This window comes from Blautia sp. CGZ-1-C1 (assembly GCF_056504575.1).
In genome coordinates, this window is sequence record NZ_JBWLUT010000061.1 from 1 (window position 1) to 18,137 (window position 18,137).

The following is an 18,137-nucleotide window of genomic DNA, read 5'->3' on the forward strand; positions in this document are numbered from 1 at the left end:
GCTCCTTTCTGTCTGTGGTTTCTGTCATTGTTTTTATTTTCAGTATACTTAATTATTAATTTACAGTCAACTTAAATTTTTAAGTTCTACAAACCCACCAAAAAAGGAGCGGAAAAACTGACAGATAGAACAAAATAAAAAACTTCTTTTCGAAAATTAACCGTTACTTTTATCCCCTGCTATATTTTCTGAAATTTTTTTATTTGATACATCAGTACCTCTTTCTCTCGGGAATTCGTTTCTTTGTCTAGCCATTCCAAAGCAGCCGGAACATTGAGTTCAAATCCTTTCCCAAAATAATTGAGCATTTTTTCATGAGAGCCACAAAACGGTCTGGCAATCACTCTTTTTACATTATCTTCTATTGAAAAATTCCAGTTTACGCTCAAATTTGCCGTCAACAAAGATACTCCATTATCAAAAATAGGAGCCGGTACAAATATACCATCCTGAAATACAACTGCCAGATTATTAAGATGTCTGTCTTCATTTAAAATAATCCAGTCTAACGTAAAAATTTTCTTCATATAATCCGTAATGTCAATTAAACATGTTTGTTTTATAAAGTTAACCACATACCCAATCCGTTCTTCCATTGTTTCCATTCGCCCAATCACTTCAGATAAATCTTTACCAAACTCATTATAATAAAGTCTGTAAAAAGTAATTAATTCTTCTCCTGGATTTAAAAAATTTTTACTTCGACACCCCATATTTTGGTTAATATATCCTTGCTCATATTCTACATATTCACTCTGTTCCAAAGTAGAAAAACTTAATAATTTAGAACACAAATATTCTGTTCTTCCTTCATGTCCTCTGTTATCTTTTTTGTACCAGTAATTATCTTTTCTATATTTGATCTGACTTCCTTCACTTGTTCCTGACTGAATTACAATATATTCATCACTGATTGTTTCCTGAAACATATTCACCTCACTAATACATCCTTACTTGTAAGCTTCTCTCCCGGAAATCTGAACCATATATAATCATTATAAGATACGCCATGAGTCTTACGCACGATTTCATATGGATTATAATACTTAAGTCCCAAATGCCTCAGAATTTCATCAATATCTGCTCTGTTTCTATCCCAACAACGCAGTTCTAAGATTTTATTTAACTGATACCTTGTCATATTCTTATCTGCAAATAGCTGCTTTAATGGATGTTCCACGAATCTGGAAACTGTAACTCTGCCACCTTTTACATAAACTCTTGCTGTGATTTCATCTTTCCAATATACTTCAAAGGTATAATCTTTCAATAGAGATTCTTTCTCTCTTTCACGCTCTAATGACTTAACAAAAGTCTCTAAAGGTTTTTTTAGTTTTTCTAATTCCTTCTTATTTTCCAACAGTTCCTGTTTACGAAGCAGATTTTGTTCTTCTTTCCAGATAATTCCCGGTTGTACAGGGGCAAGATATCTGGAATGTACTTTCCCTTCTGAACGCCATTGTTCATAATAATATATTTTTCCTTTAACCGACTTCGTAATGATAGATTTCCGATGCAAATCCATTGTTCCAAGTTCATATCCAATCATACGAAGCTTCTGTTGAACATCTTCCAATTCCTGTTTCGACTGCCTGTAAATACTTTCAGATCTTTCCATTCCTTTTTCCCTCCAGACATGCACCTTACTAGTCTCTATTTTTATGTTATCATACAATATCATTTTTTTCAATTATGTAGGATATGTTTTTAATACATAAAAATAAAGAAAAAACTTCTTTTCAAAAATCATAATAGATTTTAAAAAGAAGTTTCTCTGTATAGCATTTATAATCTTTTATATATCTGTCCCCTATTTCCTGCATTAATTACAGTTACAATCAATTTTACATTCTTTTTTACATTCCTCCTCTTTCTCCGGACCTGTATCATTCAATAATTAACTTACTTCTGCGGGATCATGGCAACCTTTTTCCACTGATAGGTTCCATTATCGACTGTCATTACTGCCATGGTGATCTCCTGGTCGAAGCGTCTGGGGCCGCAGCTTCCCGGGTTTAGCCATAGACGGTTGTCTATCATTTTTTCGAAGTATTTATGGGTGTGTCCGAAGATGACTACCTGTGTGTCTTTTAAATCCCAGTCCACATCTTTTTTATTGTGGGTCATGAAAAATTTTACGCCTTCTATGGTGAAGTGTAAGGTTTTCGCCATTCCTTCTGCCCACTCCTTGTCATTATTTCCGCGGACTACATAGATGGAGCCCATCATACGAAGCGTATCCAGGATTTCCGGTTTGTTTACGTCACCTGCGTGGATAATGCAGTCACAGTCTTTTAAAATTTCCAGTATTTCCGATCTGAGCAGGCCATGAGTGTCTGAGATAATTCCTATTTTCTTCATATATTATTTCCTCACCGATTATTCTCTTATAGGCAGTTTTCTAATTTCATCATTCCATGTTTAATTTTCATCAAACAGTTGTATTTTTCCATATTCACCATCATACCCCGGAATTCTCTTCACTTTTCCGGTTCTTACATTCTCAATTCCTTCTGCAATCCGTTCTCCTGCACAGGATTTAATATCTTCTGACGGTACGTTTCGCAGAATGTCGAATTCTGTTCCCAGTGTCTGAATCATCTGTTCAAAACATCCCTGTACTTTCTTGCTTGCAGTGGAATATCCCATACATGCAGAAATTACTTCCGGCAGAGGTACAAGACTTTCATATTTCTTGCCGTCTTCTTTCACAAAACCTTCCGCTCTGTCTGCAAGCTGTTCTACTCTGTGATCTACGCCCATGGTCAGCTTCTTTCCGCAAACGGGACAAATTCCACCCATACGTTCTGCTTCTACAGGACTTAATGATACACCACACTTTCTGTGTCCATCGAAATGATATTTCCCCTCTTCAGGAAAAAATTCTACTGTTCCTTCCAGTCCCTGACCAGTCTGAATTGCCTGATAAAGTCCCTCATAGGAACAGTCAATATCCAACAGATTCGCCTCACGTCCCAGCTTAGACGGGGAATGTGCATCTGAATTGGATATAAGTTGATAGCGGTCCAGTTTGGAAATTCTCCAGTTCATAGCCGGGTCAGAGGAAAGTCCGGTTTCCAATGCATGCACATATGGTGTCAGCTCTTCGAAACATTCTTCTACAGAATCAAATCCTGATTTCGCACCTAATACAGAGAAATGTGGTGTCCAGATATGAGCCGGGATCAGAATTCCTTCCGGGCATACATCCAGCATCATTTCCAGAAGATCATGACTGTCCAGCCCCAGAATCGGGCGGCCGTCAGAGTGAATATTTCCGATTTTCTCCAGATGCTGCGCCATAGCATCTGCTGCCTCAAGGCTGGGAAGAAGAATTACGTTGTGTACTTTTCTGGTCTTTCCGTTCTTCTTATAAATGGAACTGATTTCCCCGGATACAACAAAGTGTGTTCCTTCTCCCGGAAACTTCCGGCTTTCTTCTTTTACATATTCATCTCTGAGACGATACAGACTGTTCCCTTCTGCAATAAGTCTTTTCTTCAGCTCTTCTCTCCATACCGGATGCGTGAAATCCCCTGTTCCAATCAGAGAAATCCCTTTCTTTCTCGCCCAGAAATCCAGATTCTCAGGCGTACCTTCTTTACTTGTCGCCATGGAAAATCTGGAATGAATGTGCAGATCAGCTATTGTTTTCATTATTCATTATAACCTCCATCCATTCTCTTTCAGCCATAACTTGTACGTTTCATACTCCGGCATTACTTTTTCGACCTCGTCCCAGAATGCCTTCGAATGATTCATCTCTTTCAGATGGCAGAGTTCATGTATCACTACATAATCCAGCACTTCCGGCGGTGCAAGTATCAGTTTCCAGTTAAAATTCAGATTCTTCTCACTGCTGCAGCTTCCCCATCTCGTTTTTTGCTCTCTGATGGTGATATTGCGGTAAGAAACGCCCATGAGTCTGGCAAAATAAGAAGCTCTTTTGGTAATCGTTTCTTTTGCTTTTCGTATATAGACATTCCGTTTTGCCTCGCTCAGATCTGCACTCAATGGCTTCTCTTCCCTGTATTCTTTTGTCCGTTCCAGACATCCCAGAACCCACTCCTGCTTCTGGTTTACAAATCTTTTGATCCGCGGCAGACCTGTACGGAGCGGTGCACGGACAATCACATTTCCATCCCTGCGTACCTCCAGAGTCATGGTTTTTCGGGCACTTCTTATAACCTGATATTCAAATTCTCCGCAGGTGAATTTCTCCTGATTTTTCTCTGTTTTATCCATATCCATTTTGATCATTCTTGTCTTTTCATATGTCCCCATCCACTGTTTATTGCTTTTCGCAATTGAAGCAGGGACTTACTTGATTTATTTTTTGTTTCGAATTCTCTCATCCATATATTTCTCCATCTCTGCTGCCAGAATGTCCATCTTTTCCTGTGTTTCCGGTAATGCATAGGGAACTCTGTCCTTAATCCGTTTCACATAATTATGTTCACGCATAATCTCATAGGTTTCCGGGAAATTGATGTCATAATACTGTGCAATATAGGAAATCCAATAGTCTACTTTCGAAACCCTGTCTGAAGATAATACAGATTCCTTTGCCATACAGGATTCCCACACCTTTGGTGCGATCACTCCTTCACCAACACCCTTCTCATCCACTCCCAGAAGTGTTTCCATGGACTCTTCCAGCTTTACCCTGCAATTATCCAGCTTGTCTGCATCCCGGATCAACTTTGCATGAAGCAGAGTTCTCTCATCCGTAATTCCTTCCAGTTTGAAGTCACTGTGCTTCTCAATCGCAGTGCAGATCAGACTGTCAAACCTGTCATCCTTCACAAATCTGCGGATCATTTTCTCCGGTCCGAACAGAAGCTGTGCTCCATATGCTGCATGCTCCATAGTTCCCGGTTCAAAGCTGTCAAATCTCCTGATCTGTTCAAATCTGCCAATATCATGGAGCAATCCGATTACCTTTGCCAGTTGTACATCTTCCTCTGTTAATCCCATACGGCGGGCAATGTCTTCTGCAGCATCAACCACTCCATAAGTATGTACGATTTTCAGATGAATCTTATCATCCGCTCTGTCATATTCATCCAGATATGCTTCAAAAGCAGCTTTTGCCGTATTGAAATCTCTTGTTAAGTCTAATAATTTATCCATTATTATAATCCCTTCTTTATTCCTGTTTAGACTACTTTACACAAAAACAACTAATATATACTTTACATAAATTATAAGGACTTTATCCAAAGAATTACATTTTCTCAACCATTATTTTCTGCTTCCATACACCTTTTCTCACAATCATAAGATATACCTGAAACGATATGGAATCACAGTCATAAATGAAAGGTTCTTCTCTGTAGATCAGAGTCTGAACATTCTCTGCTTCCAATTCTTCTTTTCTTCGTTCCGCTTTTTCCATCAGTTCATGCAGATATTCATTCTGTTTCCTTCCAAAATCTCTGTCCGGGTAGACCGAAGCTGCTTCCCTGATTTTTTCTCCCAGAAGAGTAACCACCGGTAAATGGCTTCTCTTACAAAGCATTCCTGCAATTTTTCTGGCATTTGATATATCTGGTTTTTTTTCATAACGCCTGAGCATTTTTCCCAGTTTTTCATCTCCCGCTTCCGTTGCCAGTTCCTGCATAACTGCCAGTGCTTCCGCCGTTACCTCCCATGGATTGTCCACCGGAACAATATACTTCTCCGTTACTGCCGGATAAAAAAGATAATTTAACGGCGGGAAATCCCGCAGCATCGCCAGCTTTCGTTCCTGTTCAGTACAATATTCTTTTCCCAGATACTCATATTTATCCCGCAATATAGCAATCTGGTACTCCATTACCCTGAGATTTTCATATTCCTTCACCCAGAAATGTCCCAGCTCTCCATAATTATACAAATGTGTTTCCAGCAAAATATCTTCAAAAAATACAGTAAACACATTCCGCCCCTGATGAACCACCAGAATATACTCTGCCTCACATGAATCCCTGTCTGTCTTCTCTAAAGAGCCTTCAAATTTCCCTTCATAATCCCTGACATAATTTCCTGTCATCCTGGCATTTTTCAGAACCAGAAAGCTCTCCACCGCATCATTCATCAGGTAGATCAGACGTAGCTCTCCACTCTCTGTCTGTCCGGTAAAACCATCTGGAATATCCACAAACTCACACAGTTCCTGCTCCAGAAGCAGATTTAATTTTTCAAAATTGTCTTCCATTATATCTTCCATCCTTAATTCCTGCTGTTTCTGTACAATGTCTTTCGCCGATTCTGTTTAACACACTTGATAAGAGAATCCATTGCATCGTTTCATGGAATTACTGCAACGCAGAAGCAGGATACATTTGCACAATTTTACAGATATATTTTATGATAGCACTAATCATATTTTCTGCCAAATAGAAAAATTTTTCTGTTCAATAAAGACACTGGTTTTACGCCCTGTTAAAGAAAATACCAGTGGTGAATTTGCCGAACAGATTCTTGCCGATCTGATCAGACAGGGATATAGCGGGGAAGAATTACTTGAGAAATTTAAACAGGCACAGCGAAAAGTCCGTCCGGCAGTTGAAGCAATGCTTGCCGAAGCAGACCAGGTCGCAGAATCTAAATCAGGAGGATACTCCTTAGAGGATGTTTTCGGAACGGAGGATGAAAAATGACACAGGTACAGATCCTTCCACCTGCAGCAAAATTTCTGAAAAAACTTCATGGCCGGAACCAGAGAAAATTTTTACGAGGAATTAAAGCGTTATATGCGCACTATATAACAGTACATATTTGTATCATAAGATAATCCCCCGGAAGTTAATCAGTACTTCCAGGGGATTATTCTATTGACAAAATTTATTCCTGCGCTCCCTTCCAGTTAATAATCTGCATATTTTTACAGTATTTTTTGTAGTATCTGTTATATTTGCTCTTAGAAACCAGCTTTCCATTTAAATATCTGTTAATGGGTACATAACCATATCCATTCATCTGCCCTATAGCATCTGATAATGTTGCCAGACGGTACAGTTTTCCTTTCTGTATTTTATATACATTTCTGGATGTAAGCCGTGCTGTTATTGAAGCAGCAATCGTAAATGTATTATTCTGACGGTTATAATAAACGTCTGGCATGATACTTGTAGTCTGCAAAACAGCCAGAACCTTTACTTTATTTTTATAGATTGTCAGGATTATCAATTGACCACCCGGTATCACTGCAAGATATTCCGGTACTCCATCTCCGCTCAAATCCGTCTGTATCCAATAGGACATATCCGAACAAAATGGCCTGTGTAAGTCTACTTTTTTTCCTGTGTCATTTCCAAACCATCCTGAACGGGCCCGCAGATCATCAGTTATTTTAACTTTTCGAGGATGAGCAATCCATCGGCACTGTGCCTCAGTATATAACTGCGACGCCTTACTATATGACATACCAGCCGCCTGTACAGATTGTATCGGTAATATCCACAACACTGCTGCCAATAATACCACAATTATTTTTTGAAATATTCTTTTCATATTCATTTTTACTGTCTCCTTCCATCTGAATAAATCCCTGTACCTGCCTATAAATCACATTCTGCTTATACATATGGAAGATTGGAAAACCACTGCTGTTCTGATGATACAAAATTTTTCTGTTTCTGCCCGTTGATCCAGCCGGTCTTTGATCCACATTTTAAGCGGATATAAAGTCTGCCCCCAGTGTATCTCCATTTTTGCACAACTGCTTTGTTTCCTTTTCGAAGAACAAAAGATGTTCCGCCGCCTCCGCACTTTTTATATGCCCGGATTGATTTATTGGCTACAAGTGTACGATCACCATTATACATGGTACGATAATCAATTATTTTTCCATAACTGCTCGCAGGTTTTAACACACCATTTTTATAGATATATGTATAGTCCAGCCTGCAGAAGCCTATCGTCCAACACATAACTTCATAACGTACTTTCAGATTATTTCCGCTGTTGTCGATTACTTCACCGCGGGCATACTGTTTATAATCTCCAAAAGCCTTCGTCATATCCAACAGATATTTCCATCTACCATTTTCATACCGTAAAATACCATTTATAAATTTATGATCATTATCACTCTTGGCACTAAGATATAATAATGGTCTGGCATTATCAAAGATATATAATCTGGCTTTCAGGCTGTAAAATGGCATTTGCATATTTTTGAGCTTTATGTATTGCCCTCTTCCATTTACGCAAAGATAAACTGCATTATAATATCCATCACCAGTGTAATAAGTGTCCAGACTGACTGCCTTTACTGTAAAATTATCTTTTCTTCCATCACCGGTAACATCGTAATAGGTATATATAGCCTGTTTCCAAATCTACCGGTATGGAGCTGGCTGCACTGACAGGATGAGTTTTTATCAGACCCAGACCCAGTATTAACATTATAAGTATTAGTGATAGTTGAAAGTTACATTTACTTTTTGCCATAGTTTCCTCCATATATTCATCTTGTGGTTTATTTTTCTATATACCAATATACTCCTAGAGAATTTATAATTATATCTGGATCTATATCCTGACCTTCTTTCTTACCATATAACTCCGCAATATAAATTGTAACATATTTTTGTCATATATTTTTCCCATTTACATAAATAACCATATTTCGCTACATATTTAGAGTATGTCAAGCAGATATTCGCAATCCGCTTCGCTACACAGCTCTACACCGAATAACTGCTCCGCAGTTTATCAGAAGGAGCTTGCACTCCCGTATCAGATGTCAAATATCTTTGCCATGTCTCATTGACATTCTGAATATAGCATTTTACAATAGAACAAAGAAACCAAGCAGTATACATGATAAAAAAACACTGAACAGAAAGGAGTCATTTCCATGGGACGATTTGTAAATTCCGGAAACAGTGCTTTTCAGGTTGCGCTGAATTCAGAAATCTATGTAGATAAAACCGGTTTGCTGGCATATACAAATAAGGTTATGGATACCACCGCGAAATTCATATGCAACAGTCGCCCCCGCAGATTCGGGAAATCCATCACTGCCGATATGCTCACTGCATATTACTGTAAAGGCTGTAATTCCGAAGAAATGTTCTCATCTCTGGAAATCGGTCAGGCACCTGATTTCACGAAATATCTGAATCAATATGATGTGATCCATCTGGATATTCAATGGTGTATGGAACCAGCCGGCGGTCCGGAGAATGTAGTTTCCTACATTACCGAAAAGACGATTCTGGAATTAAGAAATTATTACCCTGAAATTCTGCCTGTTTCCATAAACTCTCTGCCTGAAGCTCTGTCCTGCATTAACACTGCCACTGGTCAAAAGTTCGTAGTAATTATTGATGAATGGGATGTTTTGATCCGAGATGCTTCTACCGACCTGGCAGTCCAGGAGGAATACATCAACTTTCTCCGCGGTATGTTCAAAGGTTCTGAACCTACCAAATATATTCAACTGGCTTACCTCACCGGGATTCTTCCAATCAAGAAAATCAAAACACAGTCAGCTCTGAATAATTTTACGGAGTTTACAATGACTGATGCCAGGATCTTTTCCAAATATATTGGCTTTACGGAAGAAGAAGTACGAATGCTCTGTGAAAAATACCACCGGGATTTCTCCAAAACCAAACACTGGTATGACGGTTATCTGCTGGAGCAATATCAGGTATACAATCCTAAAGCAGTAGTAGAATTAATGATATGGAATAAATTCCAAAGCTACTGGTCGGATACCGGAACCTACGAAGCAATTGTACCTCTGATCAATATGGATTTTGACGGACTCAAAACTGCCATTATAGAAATGTTGTCCGGTAATTCCGCAGAAATCGATCCTACGACTTTCCAGAATGATATGGTGAATTTTACCTGCAGAGATGATGTTCTTACCTGCCTGATTCATCTGGGATATCTGGGTTATGATCAGGATACTCATTCTGCATTTGTTCCAAATGAAGAAATCCGTCAGGAACTTGCCAAAGCTGTTAAACGAAAGAAATGGAATGAATTTCTGACATTTCAACAGGAATCCTCAGAACTGCTGGATGCCACTCTGGACATGGACGCAGACACTGTGGCCAGATCCATTGAAAAAATACACAATGAATACGCTTCAGCTATTCAGTACAACAACGAAAACTCCCTCAGCAGCATTCTGTCCATCGGTTATCTCAGCACTATGCGGTATTATTTTAAACCTATACGTGAATTTCCTGCTGGCAGAGGTTTTGCAGATTTTGTCTACCTTCCAAAGCCAGAATATTCCAGAGATTACCCTGCACTTGTTGTTGAGTTAAAATGGAATCAAAATGCCCAGACCGCAATCCGGCAGATAAAAAACAGGCAGTACCCTGAAGCTGTTGCAAATTATACTGACAATATTTTACTTGTTGGAATTTCTTATGATAAAAAACATAAAACACATAATTGTGTAATTGAAAAATACTCTGAAAAATAATAAAGGGGCCGATTACCCTTTCGTCATTTGTATTATTACCAGAAGTTTCCTGATGCTTCCAAGTGCTTTATATATGTCCATAATGATTTTCAGACAGTCATTCTTATAATATTTTTCTTCTCCCATGGAAACAATACCGCTTTCACATATATCTATATTCAGCGCTTGAAAGTACCAGGAATAATAATTTTTTTCACGTACAAAATCTCTAAAACCGCTTCCTTGTTTCCATATCCTGATTGTATCACACAGACTCCCGAAATCGCATGCATTCACACAAACAACTATATTTCACTACATATTTAACCATTTTTTCCAATCTTTCTCATAGACAAATTGCATCCCGTCATTTTTTATAGTATGATTATTGGAAATACAAATTCATTTTATCCATCTGGCATATCCGACAGATATTGTCACTGACATAAGAAACTACAACCACGTTAATAAAGGAGCTTAATCCAATTTTGAAACTTGCAATCTGCGAAGACAACCCTTCACATTATGAAATAATACATACTATTCTGCAAAAGTATCCTCCGGGATTTTTTGAAATAACGCATTTCACATCCGGTGATGAATTTCTCCGGGGTGTTGCAGAGAATGGATGTCCTTATTCCATTGTACTGACAGATATTGATCTTGGTTCTGACACTGTAAATGGCATCTCACTTGCAGAAAAGATCAACCATATCAGCCCGGACACTCAGATTATTTTTATCAGCCAGTATCTGCAATATGCTACCGCAGTATATGAGACAGAACACACCTACTTTATCCATAAACAGCAGATGGAAAAATATCTCCCTCTGGCTCTGAGAGCAGCATGCCAGAAGCTTGAGAAACTGCATACACGATATCTGTATTTCTCCGGAAATTCACGCAATTATCAGGTGCTCTGCTCCGATATTCTTTATCTGGAGCGGAATCTGAGGCAGACCACCATCTATACCAGAACAGGAACATATACAACAAAAGAAAAACTGACAGTTCTTACCGAAAGAATGAAACCTGATTTCTGTCTCTGTCATAACAGCTTTGCCGTTAATCTTCACGCTGTACGTACTTACAGTCATAAAGGCATTATACTTTCTGATAATACAGAGATCCCTGTCAGCAGGTCTTATTACCAGCAGTTTAAGGATGCTTTTGCTTTCATGATGCTTGCCAGTCACAGGGAGGTGCCGTAAATGGGCAGTCATATGATCAATCTATTTTTGTGTATTCTATCCAGCCTTTATCTGTGTTTTGGACTGCTTTACTTTTACTGCAGGATCCTGCCCTGCAAACGCAAGATCTCACTTCCACTTTTTTTGTGTCTGTCAGTATTTATGGCACTGTTATTTTGGATCAAGCGTGAATCACAGCATAACGAAATTACAATCGTATTTCAGCTTACAGCATTTCTTGTAACACTTTTTTTATTCCAGGCATCTTTTATGAAAAAATTAGCTGTTTATTTTATTTTCCAGCTGCTGATAATCTGTCCGGAAATTTTATGTACCAGTGTTTTCATAGCACTTCATAATCTTTTTATACCGACCCATATCTATACTCCGCACAATCTGATATCCAGCTGTTCACCTGTAGAATATTTCGTCATTGAACTCTCCAACATCCTGCTTGGCCTGTTTCTTCTCTGGAAAATATCAGAAATCCTGCGACAGTGTATAGATTATTTGAAAATACTCACCTTTTTACAACTGTTACTGCCACTGGTCGCTCCGGTTTTTCTCAATGTTATAATTTCCCTTCAGAAAAAGCCCGTAGCAATTCTGGCTCTGAGCATCATTTACTGGATCATATGCATCGGCAGTTATCTGCTGTTTCTGCATGCAGTCCGTTCTTTAATCCAGCAGCACAGGGAATATTTACAGAAAAAAATAGAAATTGAGTTAATGAAAAAGCAGATGAATGATTCCGTTCAGTTAAGTAATGAATATGCCAGTCTCCGGAAATGGAATCACGATATTGAGAATCACATCATGTCTGTCATGTATCTGATGGATATGAAAAAATATGAGGAAGCAGAAACATATACCGCTTCTGTTCTGTCCCGGCTTAATTGCAGACCACAAGAAAAACAACCAGAGGAGGATTGCAGTCATGAAAAAGAACATTAAATTGATTCCTTTATTTCTCTTCCTCTTTGTATTCCAGTTGTTATATTTTCTGTCTACGATTTATACAGAAAAAATTGATCATATGTTTCTGATCCTGGCAGTGTTTATGATTCTTATCTGTATTCTTTTATACTACATTCTTTCTGATGTGTTAAAGAAATCCAATACTGAAATGGAACTGGCTTTTCTTCAAAAGCAGAAACAATTAAAACAGGAACAGGATTACAGTCTTCAGATCCGCAGACAGGATACTCAGGATTTTCAGGCCAAAACTGCACAGGGACTTCAGGACTTCCAGTCACTCCTGGAGCAGGGAAAACATGAACAGGCCGACACTGCCATCAAAAATCTGAACCATACTTTTCAGAAGGATCGTTTTCATCCTTACTGTCAGAATAACCTGTTGCAGGCAATCCTGGAAGGGAAACGGCTCCGCGCCAAACAGGAACATATCCAGGTGTCCTATGAAATCCTTTTACCGGAAAAGATTTCCATTGATACAACTGACCTGAGCAGTATATTTTTTAATCTTCTGGACAATGCTATCGAAGCTTGTAACGCTTCCGGCAATCCCGAGCCTGAAATCCGGCTGTCTGCAAACATTTCCAACGGATTTCTTACCATATATATGCACAATACCAAGAACCCGTTACAGAGTTTTACACATAAGACTACAAAATCAGAACCGGGTTCTCATGGATATGGACTTTCTATTATTGAAGATATCTGCCAGAGGTATAATGGCTCCTATCAGTGGATTGACCATAATGATACTTTTGATTCCATTGTCTTACTACAGATAAAAAATCTCTGAAAAAAGGAGGCGCTTTCCATGCCAGTTACCCCCACGATTGAAGTAGATGATACCCTGAAAGAACGAAGTTCTCACGGCTCTTTTGAGCTTCCCATAGAAACCTATACAGACAACTGCCAGATCTTCCATTCTCTCTATAACCACTGGCATGATGAGATGGAACTGATCTATATTGAATCCGGCAGCGGTCTGGTACGTCTGAATAAAGAGATTCTCCGCGTCAAGTCCGGTGATCTGATCATCGTAAACCGTGGAGTTCTTCATGGCATAAAAACAGATCTGAAGAATATCCTTTATTTCAGAAGCATTGTATTCGACCTGAGCTTCCTGTCCAGTCCTGTGGGAGATTTATGTCAGGAACGTGTCATTTCCCTGCTGATGGAAAATCAGGCGGAATTTACGCATATTATTTCTCCAGCAGACAGCAACTATGAAAATATCTGCCAGCTTTTTGATACAATCCACACCTGCCATAAGGAAAAAAAGCCTTATTATTTTGTAAAATTAAAAGCTCTGTTTTTCAGTTTCTTCTATGAAATGCTCATGGGAAATTACATCATTCCTGCGGATAAAGAACAAAATAAGAGTCTTGCTTCTATTAAAAAGATCCTGGACTATATTAACCTGAACTACGCCCAGCCCCTCAATGCCGCAGACCTTACTGCCATGTCAAATTACAGCGAATACTACTTTATGAAACTGTTTAAGCAGTATACAGACAAGACTCTGATCGCCTATATCAATGACCTGCGCATCGAGAAAGCCAAGCCTATGCTTCTGCACTCCGACTCCTCTGTCACAGAAATCGCACTGGAAGTAGGTTTCAACAACACCAGCTATTTCATCAAGAAGTTCCAGCAGGCAACCGGAATGTCTCCTCACAAGTTTCGCAGAAACCTGTCATAAAATCGCAATTTTGTTGTATTTTTTTGAATTGACTGCTGATATAGTTATAGATGTCAGCAAGAGAACTTCTCTTCCTGATATAAACTAGTACACTATTCAAAACTAAAAAATAAGCAATCTAACTCATAAAAAACACATATTCATTTCAGAAAGGGAGATTACGATGGAAAATTTAGAAAAGCTCATCTATGACCTGTATAAGAAAAACGCGCGTCAGTGCACAAACGAAGAAATTTACAATGCATTATTGATTTATACCAAAAACCAGCTCTTCGAAAAAGGCTATCAGGATGGAAAGAAGAAAATCTATTACATTTCCGCAGAATTCCTGATCGGTAAATTATTATCCAACAACCTGATCAACCTGGGAATCTATGATGATGTTGCTGCATTCTTAAAAGAGAATGGAAAAGCCATCGCTGACATCGAAGAAGTGGAACCGGAACCATCTCTTGGAAACGGTGGTCTTGGACGTTTGGCAGCATGCTTCCTGGACTCCATCGCAACTCTCGGTCTTCCGGGCGAAGGTATTGGTCTGAATTATCATCTGGGTCTTTTCAAACAGCTCTTTGAGAACAGACTTCAGAAAGAAACTCCGAACCCATGGATTGAAGAACACAGCTGGCTCACACCTGCAGGTGTTTCCTATACTGTACCGTTCCGCGGATTTTCACTGAAATCTTCCCTGTACGATATCGATGTTGCAGGCTACAATAACAAATCCATTCATCTGCACTTATTTGACATTGATCTGGCAGATGAATCCATGGTTCACGATGGAATTTCCTTTAACAAAAAGGACATCCTTCACAACCTGACACTGTTCCTGTATCCGGATGACAGCGATGATGACGGACGTAAGCTCCGTATCTTCCAGCAGTACTTCATGGTATCCAATGCTGCACAGTTCATCCTTGACGAGGCAACAAAGAAAGGCTGCAACCTTCATGACCTTGCAGACTACGCAGTGATCCAGATCAACGATACTCACCCAAGTATGGTCATTCCGGAACTGATCCGTCTCCTGACAGAGCGCGGAATCGACTTCGACGAAGCTGCTGAGATTGTATCCAAAGTATGTGCTTACACAAACCATACCATCCTCGCAGAAGCTCTGGAAAAATGGCCGATGGACTACCTTCTTGATGTAGTTCCTCACCTTGTACCGATTATCGAAAAGCTGGATGAGAAAATCAAAGCAAAATATCCACAGGAAAATGTAGCCATCATTGACAAAAATAATCTGGTTCACATGGCACATATGGATATCCACTATGGATTCTCCATCAACGGTGTTGCTGCCCTGCATACAGAAATCCTGAAAACAAGCGAGCTGAAAGCTTTCTATGATATTTATCCGGAGAAATTCAATAACAAGACTAACGGTATCACATTCCGCCGCTGGTTAATGCACTGCAATCATCCGCTGACAGACTATATTACCTCTCTGATCGGTGATGAGTTTAAAACAAATGCAACTGCACTGGAAAATCTCCTGAAATATAAGGATGATGACGCAGTTCTGAACAAGCTTCTTGAGATCAAAACAGAAGCTAAGAAAACCTGTAAAGAATTTATCCTGTCCAACACAGGTGTTGAAATTGATGAGAACAGCATCTATGATATCCAGATCAAACGTCTCCATGAGTACAAACGCCAGCAGTTAAACGCTCTGTACATCATCAGCAAATATCTGGAAATCAAGGGTGGAAAGAAACCATCTCAGCCTGTAACCTTTATCTTCGGTGCAAAAGCAGCTCCTGCTTATGTAATCGCAAAGGATATCATTCATCTTCTGCTTACACTTCAGGATCTTATCAAAGATGATCCAGAAGTTGCACCACACATGAAGCTTGTTATGGTTCAGAACTACAATGTATCTGCAGCTGAGAAATTATTCCCTGCATGCGATATTTCTGAACAGATCTCCCTGGCTTCCAAAGAAGCAAGCGGTACAGGTAACATGAAGTTCATGCTGAACGGTGCTGTTACTCTGGGAACTATGGACGGCGCTAATGTTGAGATCAGTGAACTGGTCGGTGAAGATAATATCTATATCTTCGGTGAATCCAGTGAGAAAGTTATCGAGCATTACGAGAAAGCAGACTACTGCTCCAGAGATATCTATGAAAATGACAAACGCATCAAAGAATGTGTTGACTTCATTGTAAGTGAAAAGATGCTGGCACTTGGCCATAAAGAAAATCTTGAAAGACTGCATCACGAACTGGTAAGCAAAGACTGGTTCATGACTCTGCTTGACTTCAACGATTATGTTGAGAAAAAAGATCAGGCACTGGCTGATTATGCCGACAGAAAAACATGGGCAAAGAAGATGCTGGTTAACATTGCAAAAGCCGGATTCTTCTCTTCTGACAGAACTATCGAACAGTACAACAACGATATCTGGCACCTGACACCGGCGAAATAATCGTACATCATAGTTATTATCATATAAAAACTAACAGCAGGTACTGTATATTCAATGGAATATACGGATACCTGCTGTTTTTTGTAAATTCTGTAAAGTCCTTACCATCCATTTTTGTTCCCGGCAACATACCTTACTTCGATTTTACGTCAATAAACCTTACCTGATTCTTCTCAAATGAATGGACGAATATCCACAATTTACTTTGCTTATTTATAGCAGAATGACAATTTCATAGTTTAAGTATCTTTATAGTAGTTTAAATATCTTTATAGTACGCCGGCGAGATAACATCTGCCTCTTTGCAGGAACAGCCATTTTCATAGCAGTCACAGCAATCACAGTTAGAACAATACATATGTGTATCCGGGATATAAAATAATCCTCCATAAAGCGGTGATGTACGCAACTCTTTTGATTCTTTTTTACTGTTCGCGAAATGAATTCCATTAGAGATCATCATGTTTTCCGGTTCGTACTGCGAGAAATCAAAATAATGTTCCTGAGTTCCATGATGTGGCACTTTAATGCACCAGTAATGCTCATATAACGGCAACTTCCCATCATAATTTTCTGCGATCATCTTCAAATGTCCCGGCTGTACATCTCCGGTAAACAACAGGTTCAGTTCTCCGTCTCTTGCATTCTGAAAAACAATACTGATCTTATGTTTAAACTGTCTCAGATTAACTTTATTTGTATTCAGAAAACTGAGAAGCTCTTTGAATTCAGGTATCGCTTTAATCCTCCGAAACTCCCGGTCATAGACATATGCCAGAGAAATCTTCTCCTGTTCTTCCTCTGTCTGTGCCTTTCCTTCCTCTGTCATAGACCAGATGATTCTGCGCAGTTTTTCTGCAAAATTCAGCAATTCTTCCATAACCGCTGCAAGATTTTCGTTTTTGCAGATCTCATTATATACCTCATCTGTTTCTCTCTGAATGACATCCGTATCCGGCCATAATGCCTGATATTTATCCTCAAAAATCTTACCTCGAGAAAGCAGTTCCAGATTCTGTCTGTTCTCCAGAAGTGCATCCACCAGTGCAAAAAGGCTGACCTGACGGCTCGGAAGCCCTGACTCCTTCAGCAGATCTGCCAAAAGCAGCAATACAAGTGTCCGGCTCATTTCCTCTTTTGAAAACACATCCGGCAGATAAATTTTCCCAAAATCCAGAGAACTGTCTCTGTTCTTCATCATATAAAGAAGCCCTGACAAATGATCCATATGGAAATGTGTCAGAAGCAGGTTCTTACAGTTAATCGTAGATAAGTCTGAAATAATCACATCAAATATCTCTCTTCTCGGGCGTCCCTCTATTCTGCTGTTATTAGTTCCAAAGTCCACCAGCAGACTCTTCTTTCTGTCCCGGAGACAGAAGCAGTCTCCGAAACCTACATTATACATTCGTACTTTCATTCTTT

Annotated in this window: 17 protein-coding genes and 1 pseudogene; 7 read left to right on the forward strand and 11 right to left on the reverse strand. The window is 39.2% G+C overall.

Translation table 11 applies throughout. The features are described 5' to 3' along the window. Positions 1 to 179 precede the first annotated feature (179 nt). The 7 genes and pseudogenes from AC058W_RS04430 to AC058W_RS04460 form a co-directional block, all read right to left on the reverse strand. On the reverse strand, positions 180 to 929 hold the full coding sequence (locus AC058W_RS04430; RefSeq protein WP_117677685.1) for a HipA domain-containing protein: 750 nt from the start codon (positions 927 to 929) through the stop codon (positions 180 to 182). Between the two features lie 2 nt (positions 930 to 931). Next, positions 932 to 1,618, reverse strand: a complete 687-nt coding sequence (locus AC058W_RS04435; protein WP_117677684.1) for a hypothetical protein — start codon at positions 1,616 to 1,618, stop codon at positions 932 to 934. 284 nt (positions 1,619 to 1,902) lie between these two features. Further along, positions 1,903 to 2,361: a metallophosphoesterase family protein gene (locus AC058W_RS04440; protein WP_117677683.1), complete on the reverse strand. Its 459-nt coding sequence runs from the start codon at positions 2,359 to 2,361 to the stop codon at positions 1,903 to 1,905. A gap of 69 nt (positions 2,362 to 2,430) precedes the next feature. Further along, positions 2,431 to 3,657, reverse strand: a pseudogene (locus AC058W_RS04445) (endonuclease Q family protein); the annotation flags it as partial. Positions 3,658 to 3,663: 6 nt separating this feature from the next. Further along, positions 3,664 to 4,284: a YgjP family zinc-dependent metalloprotease gene (locus tag AC058W_RS04450; RefSeq protein ID WP_243009556.1), complete on the reverse strand. Its 621-nt coding sequence runs from the start codon at positions 4,282 to 4,284 to the stop codon at positions 3,664 to 3,666. A gap of 45 nt (positions 4,285 to 4,329) precedes the next feature. Continuing rightward, complete coding sequence (locus AC058W_RS04455; RefSeq protein WP_118420016.1) at positions 4,330 to 5,133, reverse strand: HD domain-containing protein; 804 nt, start codon at positions 5,131 to 5,133, stop codon at positions 4,330 to 4,332. 94 nt (positions 5,134 to 5,227) lie between these two features. After that, positions 5,228 to 6,211 carry a DUF3878 family protein gene (locus AC058W_RS04460; protein ID WP_479389766.1) on the reverse strand — a complete coding sequence of 328 codons (984 nt, stop codon included), beginning with the start codon at positions 6,209 to 6,211 and terminating at the stop codon, positions 5,228 to 5,230. 115 nt (positions 6,212 to 6,326) lie between these two features. Here AC058W_RS04460 and AC058W_RS04465 point away from each other — a divergent pair, with 115 nt between their 5' ends. Next, a complete protein-coding gene (locus AC058W_RS04465) occupies positions 6,327 to 6,644 on the forward strand; it encodes a hypothetical protein (RefSeq protein WP_479389767.1) in 318 nt (105 codons plus the stop codon). A 184-nt stretch (positions 6,645 to 6,828) separates the two neighbouring features. Here AC058W_RS04465 and AC058W_RS04470 read toward each other — a convergent pair whose 3' ends face one another. The 3 genes from AC058W_RS04470 to AC058W_RS04480 are packed head-to-tail and all read right to left on the reverse strand — an operon-like array spanning position 6,829 to position 8,159. Beyond that, the gene (locus AC058W_RS04470) at positions 6,829 to 7,410 is read right to left on the reverse strand and encodes a hypothetical protein (RefSeq protein ID WP_118609711.1); all 582 of its coding nucleotides are present in this window, start codon (positions 7,408 to 7,410) and stop codon (positions 6,829 to 6,831) included. Next, a complete protein-coding gene (locus AC058W_RS04475) occupies positions 7,400 to 7,555 on the reverse strand; it encodes a hypothetical protein (protein WP_479389768.1) in 156 nt (51 codons plus the stop codon). Before AC058W_RS04475 ends, AC058W_RS04470 begins: the two co-directional genes overlap by 11 nt. Before the next feature lie 7 nt (positions 7,556 to 7,562). Next, positions 7,563 to 8,159 carry a hypothetical protein gene (locus AC058W_RS04480; protein ID WP_147421501.1) on the reverse strand — a complete coding sequence of 199 codons (597 nt, stop codon included), beginning with the start codon at positions 8,157 to 8,159 and terminating at the stop codon, positions 7,563 to 7,565. Between the two features lie 689 nt (positions 8,160 to 8,848). Here AC058W_RS04480 and AC058W_RS04485 point away from each other — a divergent pair. From AC058W_RS04485 to AC058W_RS04510, 6 genes are all read left to right on the forward strand, one after another. Further along, positions 8,849 to 10,438: an AAA family ATPase gene (locus AC058W_RS04485; RefSeq protein WP_118609709.1), complete on the forward strand. Its 1,590-nt coding sequence runs from the start codon at positions 8,849 to 8,851 to the stop codon at positions 10,436 to 10,438. 467 nt (positions 10,439 to 10,905) lie between these two features. Continuing rightward, positions 10,906 to 11,628, forward strand: a complete 723-nt coding sequence (locus AC058W_RS04490; RefSeq protein WP_118609707.1) for a LytR/AlgR family response regulator transcription factor — start codon at positions 10,906 to 10,908, stop codon at positions 11,626 to 11,628. A gap of 249 nt (positions 11,629 to 11,877) precedes the next feature. Next, positions 11,878 to 12,561: a hypothetical protein gene (locus tag AC058W_RS04495; protein WP_479389769.1), complete on the forward strand. Its 684-nt coding sequence runs from the start codon at positions 11,878 to 11,880 to the stop codon at positions 12,559 to 12,561. Beyond that, positions 12,545 to 13,375, forward strand: a complete 831-nt coding sequence (locus tag AC058W_RS04500) for a sensor histidine kinase (protein ID WP_182474242.1) — start codon at positions 12,545 to 12,547, stop codon at positions 13,373 to 13,375. Before AC058W_RS04495 ends, AC058W_RS04500 begins: the two co-directional genes overlap by 17 nt. 18 nt (positions 13,376 to 13,393) lie before the next feature. Further along, the gene (locus AC058W_RS04505; RefSeq protein ID WP_118609704.1) at positions 13,394 to 14,281 is read left to right on the forward strand and encodes an AraC family transcriptional regulator; all 888 of its coding nucleotides are present in this window, start codon (positions 13,394 to 13,396) and stop codon (positions 14,279 to 14,281) included. Between the two features lie 163 nt (positions 14,282 to 14,444). Next, a complete protein-coding gene (locus tag AC058W_RS04510) occupies positions 14,445 to 16,712 on the forward strand; it encodes a glycogen/starch/alpha-glucan phosphorylase (protein ID WP_118410725.1) in 2,268 nt (755 codons plus the stop codon). Positions 16,713 to 16,971: 259 nt separating this feature from the next. On the opposite strand, the gene AC058W_RS04515 is transcribed toward AC058W_RS04510, so the two are convergent. Beyond that, positions 16,972 to 18,132, reverse strand: a complete 1,161-nt coding sequence (locus AC058W_RS04515; RefSeq protein WP_340285278.1) for an MBL fold metallo-hydrolase — start codon at positions 18,130 to 18,132, stop codon at positions 16,972 to 16,974. Between the last annotated feature and the right edge of the window lie 5 nt (positions 18,133 to 18,137).

Excerpts from the sequence above, each read along its gene's own strand:
- AC058W_RS04430 (WP_117677685.1), bottom strand. The coding sequence starts at position 929 with ATGTTTCAGGAAACAATCAGTGATGAATATATTGTAATTCAGTCAGGA.
- AC058W_RS04435 (WP_117677684.1), bottom strand. The coding sequence starts at position 1,618 with ATGGAAAGATCTGAAAGTATTTACAGGCAGTCGAAACAGGAATTGGAA.
- AC058W_RS04440 (WP_117677683.1), bottom strand. The coding sequence starts at position 2,361 with ATGAAGAAAATAGGAATTATCTCAGACACTCATGGCCTGCTCAGATCG.
- AC058W_RS04450 (WP_243009556.1), bottom strand. The coding sequence starts at position 4,284 with ATGGGGACATATGAAAAGACAAGAATGATCAAAATGGATATGGATAAA.
- AC058W_RS04455 (WP_118420016.1), bottom strand. The coding sequence starts at position 5,133 with ATGGATAAATTATTAGACTTAACAAGAGATTTCAATACGGCAAAAGCT.
- AC058W_RS04460 (WP_479389766.1), bottom strand. The coding sequence starts at position 6,211 with ATGGAAGATATAATGGAAGACAATTTTGAAAAATTAAATCTGCTTCTG.
- AC058W_RS04470 (WP_118609711.1), bottom strand. The coding sequence starts at position 7,410 with ATGTCATATAGTAAGGCGTCGCAGTTATATACTGAGGCACAGTGCCGA.
- AC058W_RS04480 (WP_147421501.1), bottom strand. The coding sequence starts at position 8,159 with ATGCAAATGCCATTTTACAGCCTGAAAGCCAGATTATATATCTTTGAT.
- AC058W_RS04485 (WP_118609709.1), top strand. The coding sequence starts at position 8,849 with ATGGGACGATTTGTAAATTCCGGAAACAGTGCTTTTCAGGTTGCGCTG.
- AC058W_RS04495 (WP_479389769.1), top strand. The coding sequence starts at position 11,878 with ATGAAAAAATTAGCTGTTTATTTTATTTTCCAGCTGCTGATAATCTGT.
- AC058W_RS04500 (WP_182474242.1), top strand. The coding sequence starts at position 12,545 with ATGAAAAAGAACATTAAATTGATTCCTTTATTTCTCTTCCTCTTTGTA.
- AC058W_RS04505 (WP_118609704.1), top strand. The coding sequence starts at position 13,394 with ATGCCAGTTACCCCCACGATTGAAGTAGATGATACCCTGAAAGAACGA.
- AC058W_RS04510 (WP_118410725.1), top strand. The coding sequence starts at position 14,445 with ATGGAAAATTTAGAAAAGCTCATCTATGACCTGTATAAGAAAAACGCG.
- AC058W_RS04515 (WP_340285278.1), bottom strand. The coding sequence starts at position 18,132 with ATGAAAGTACGAATGTATAATGTAGGTTTCGGAGACTGCTTCTGTCTC.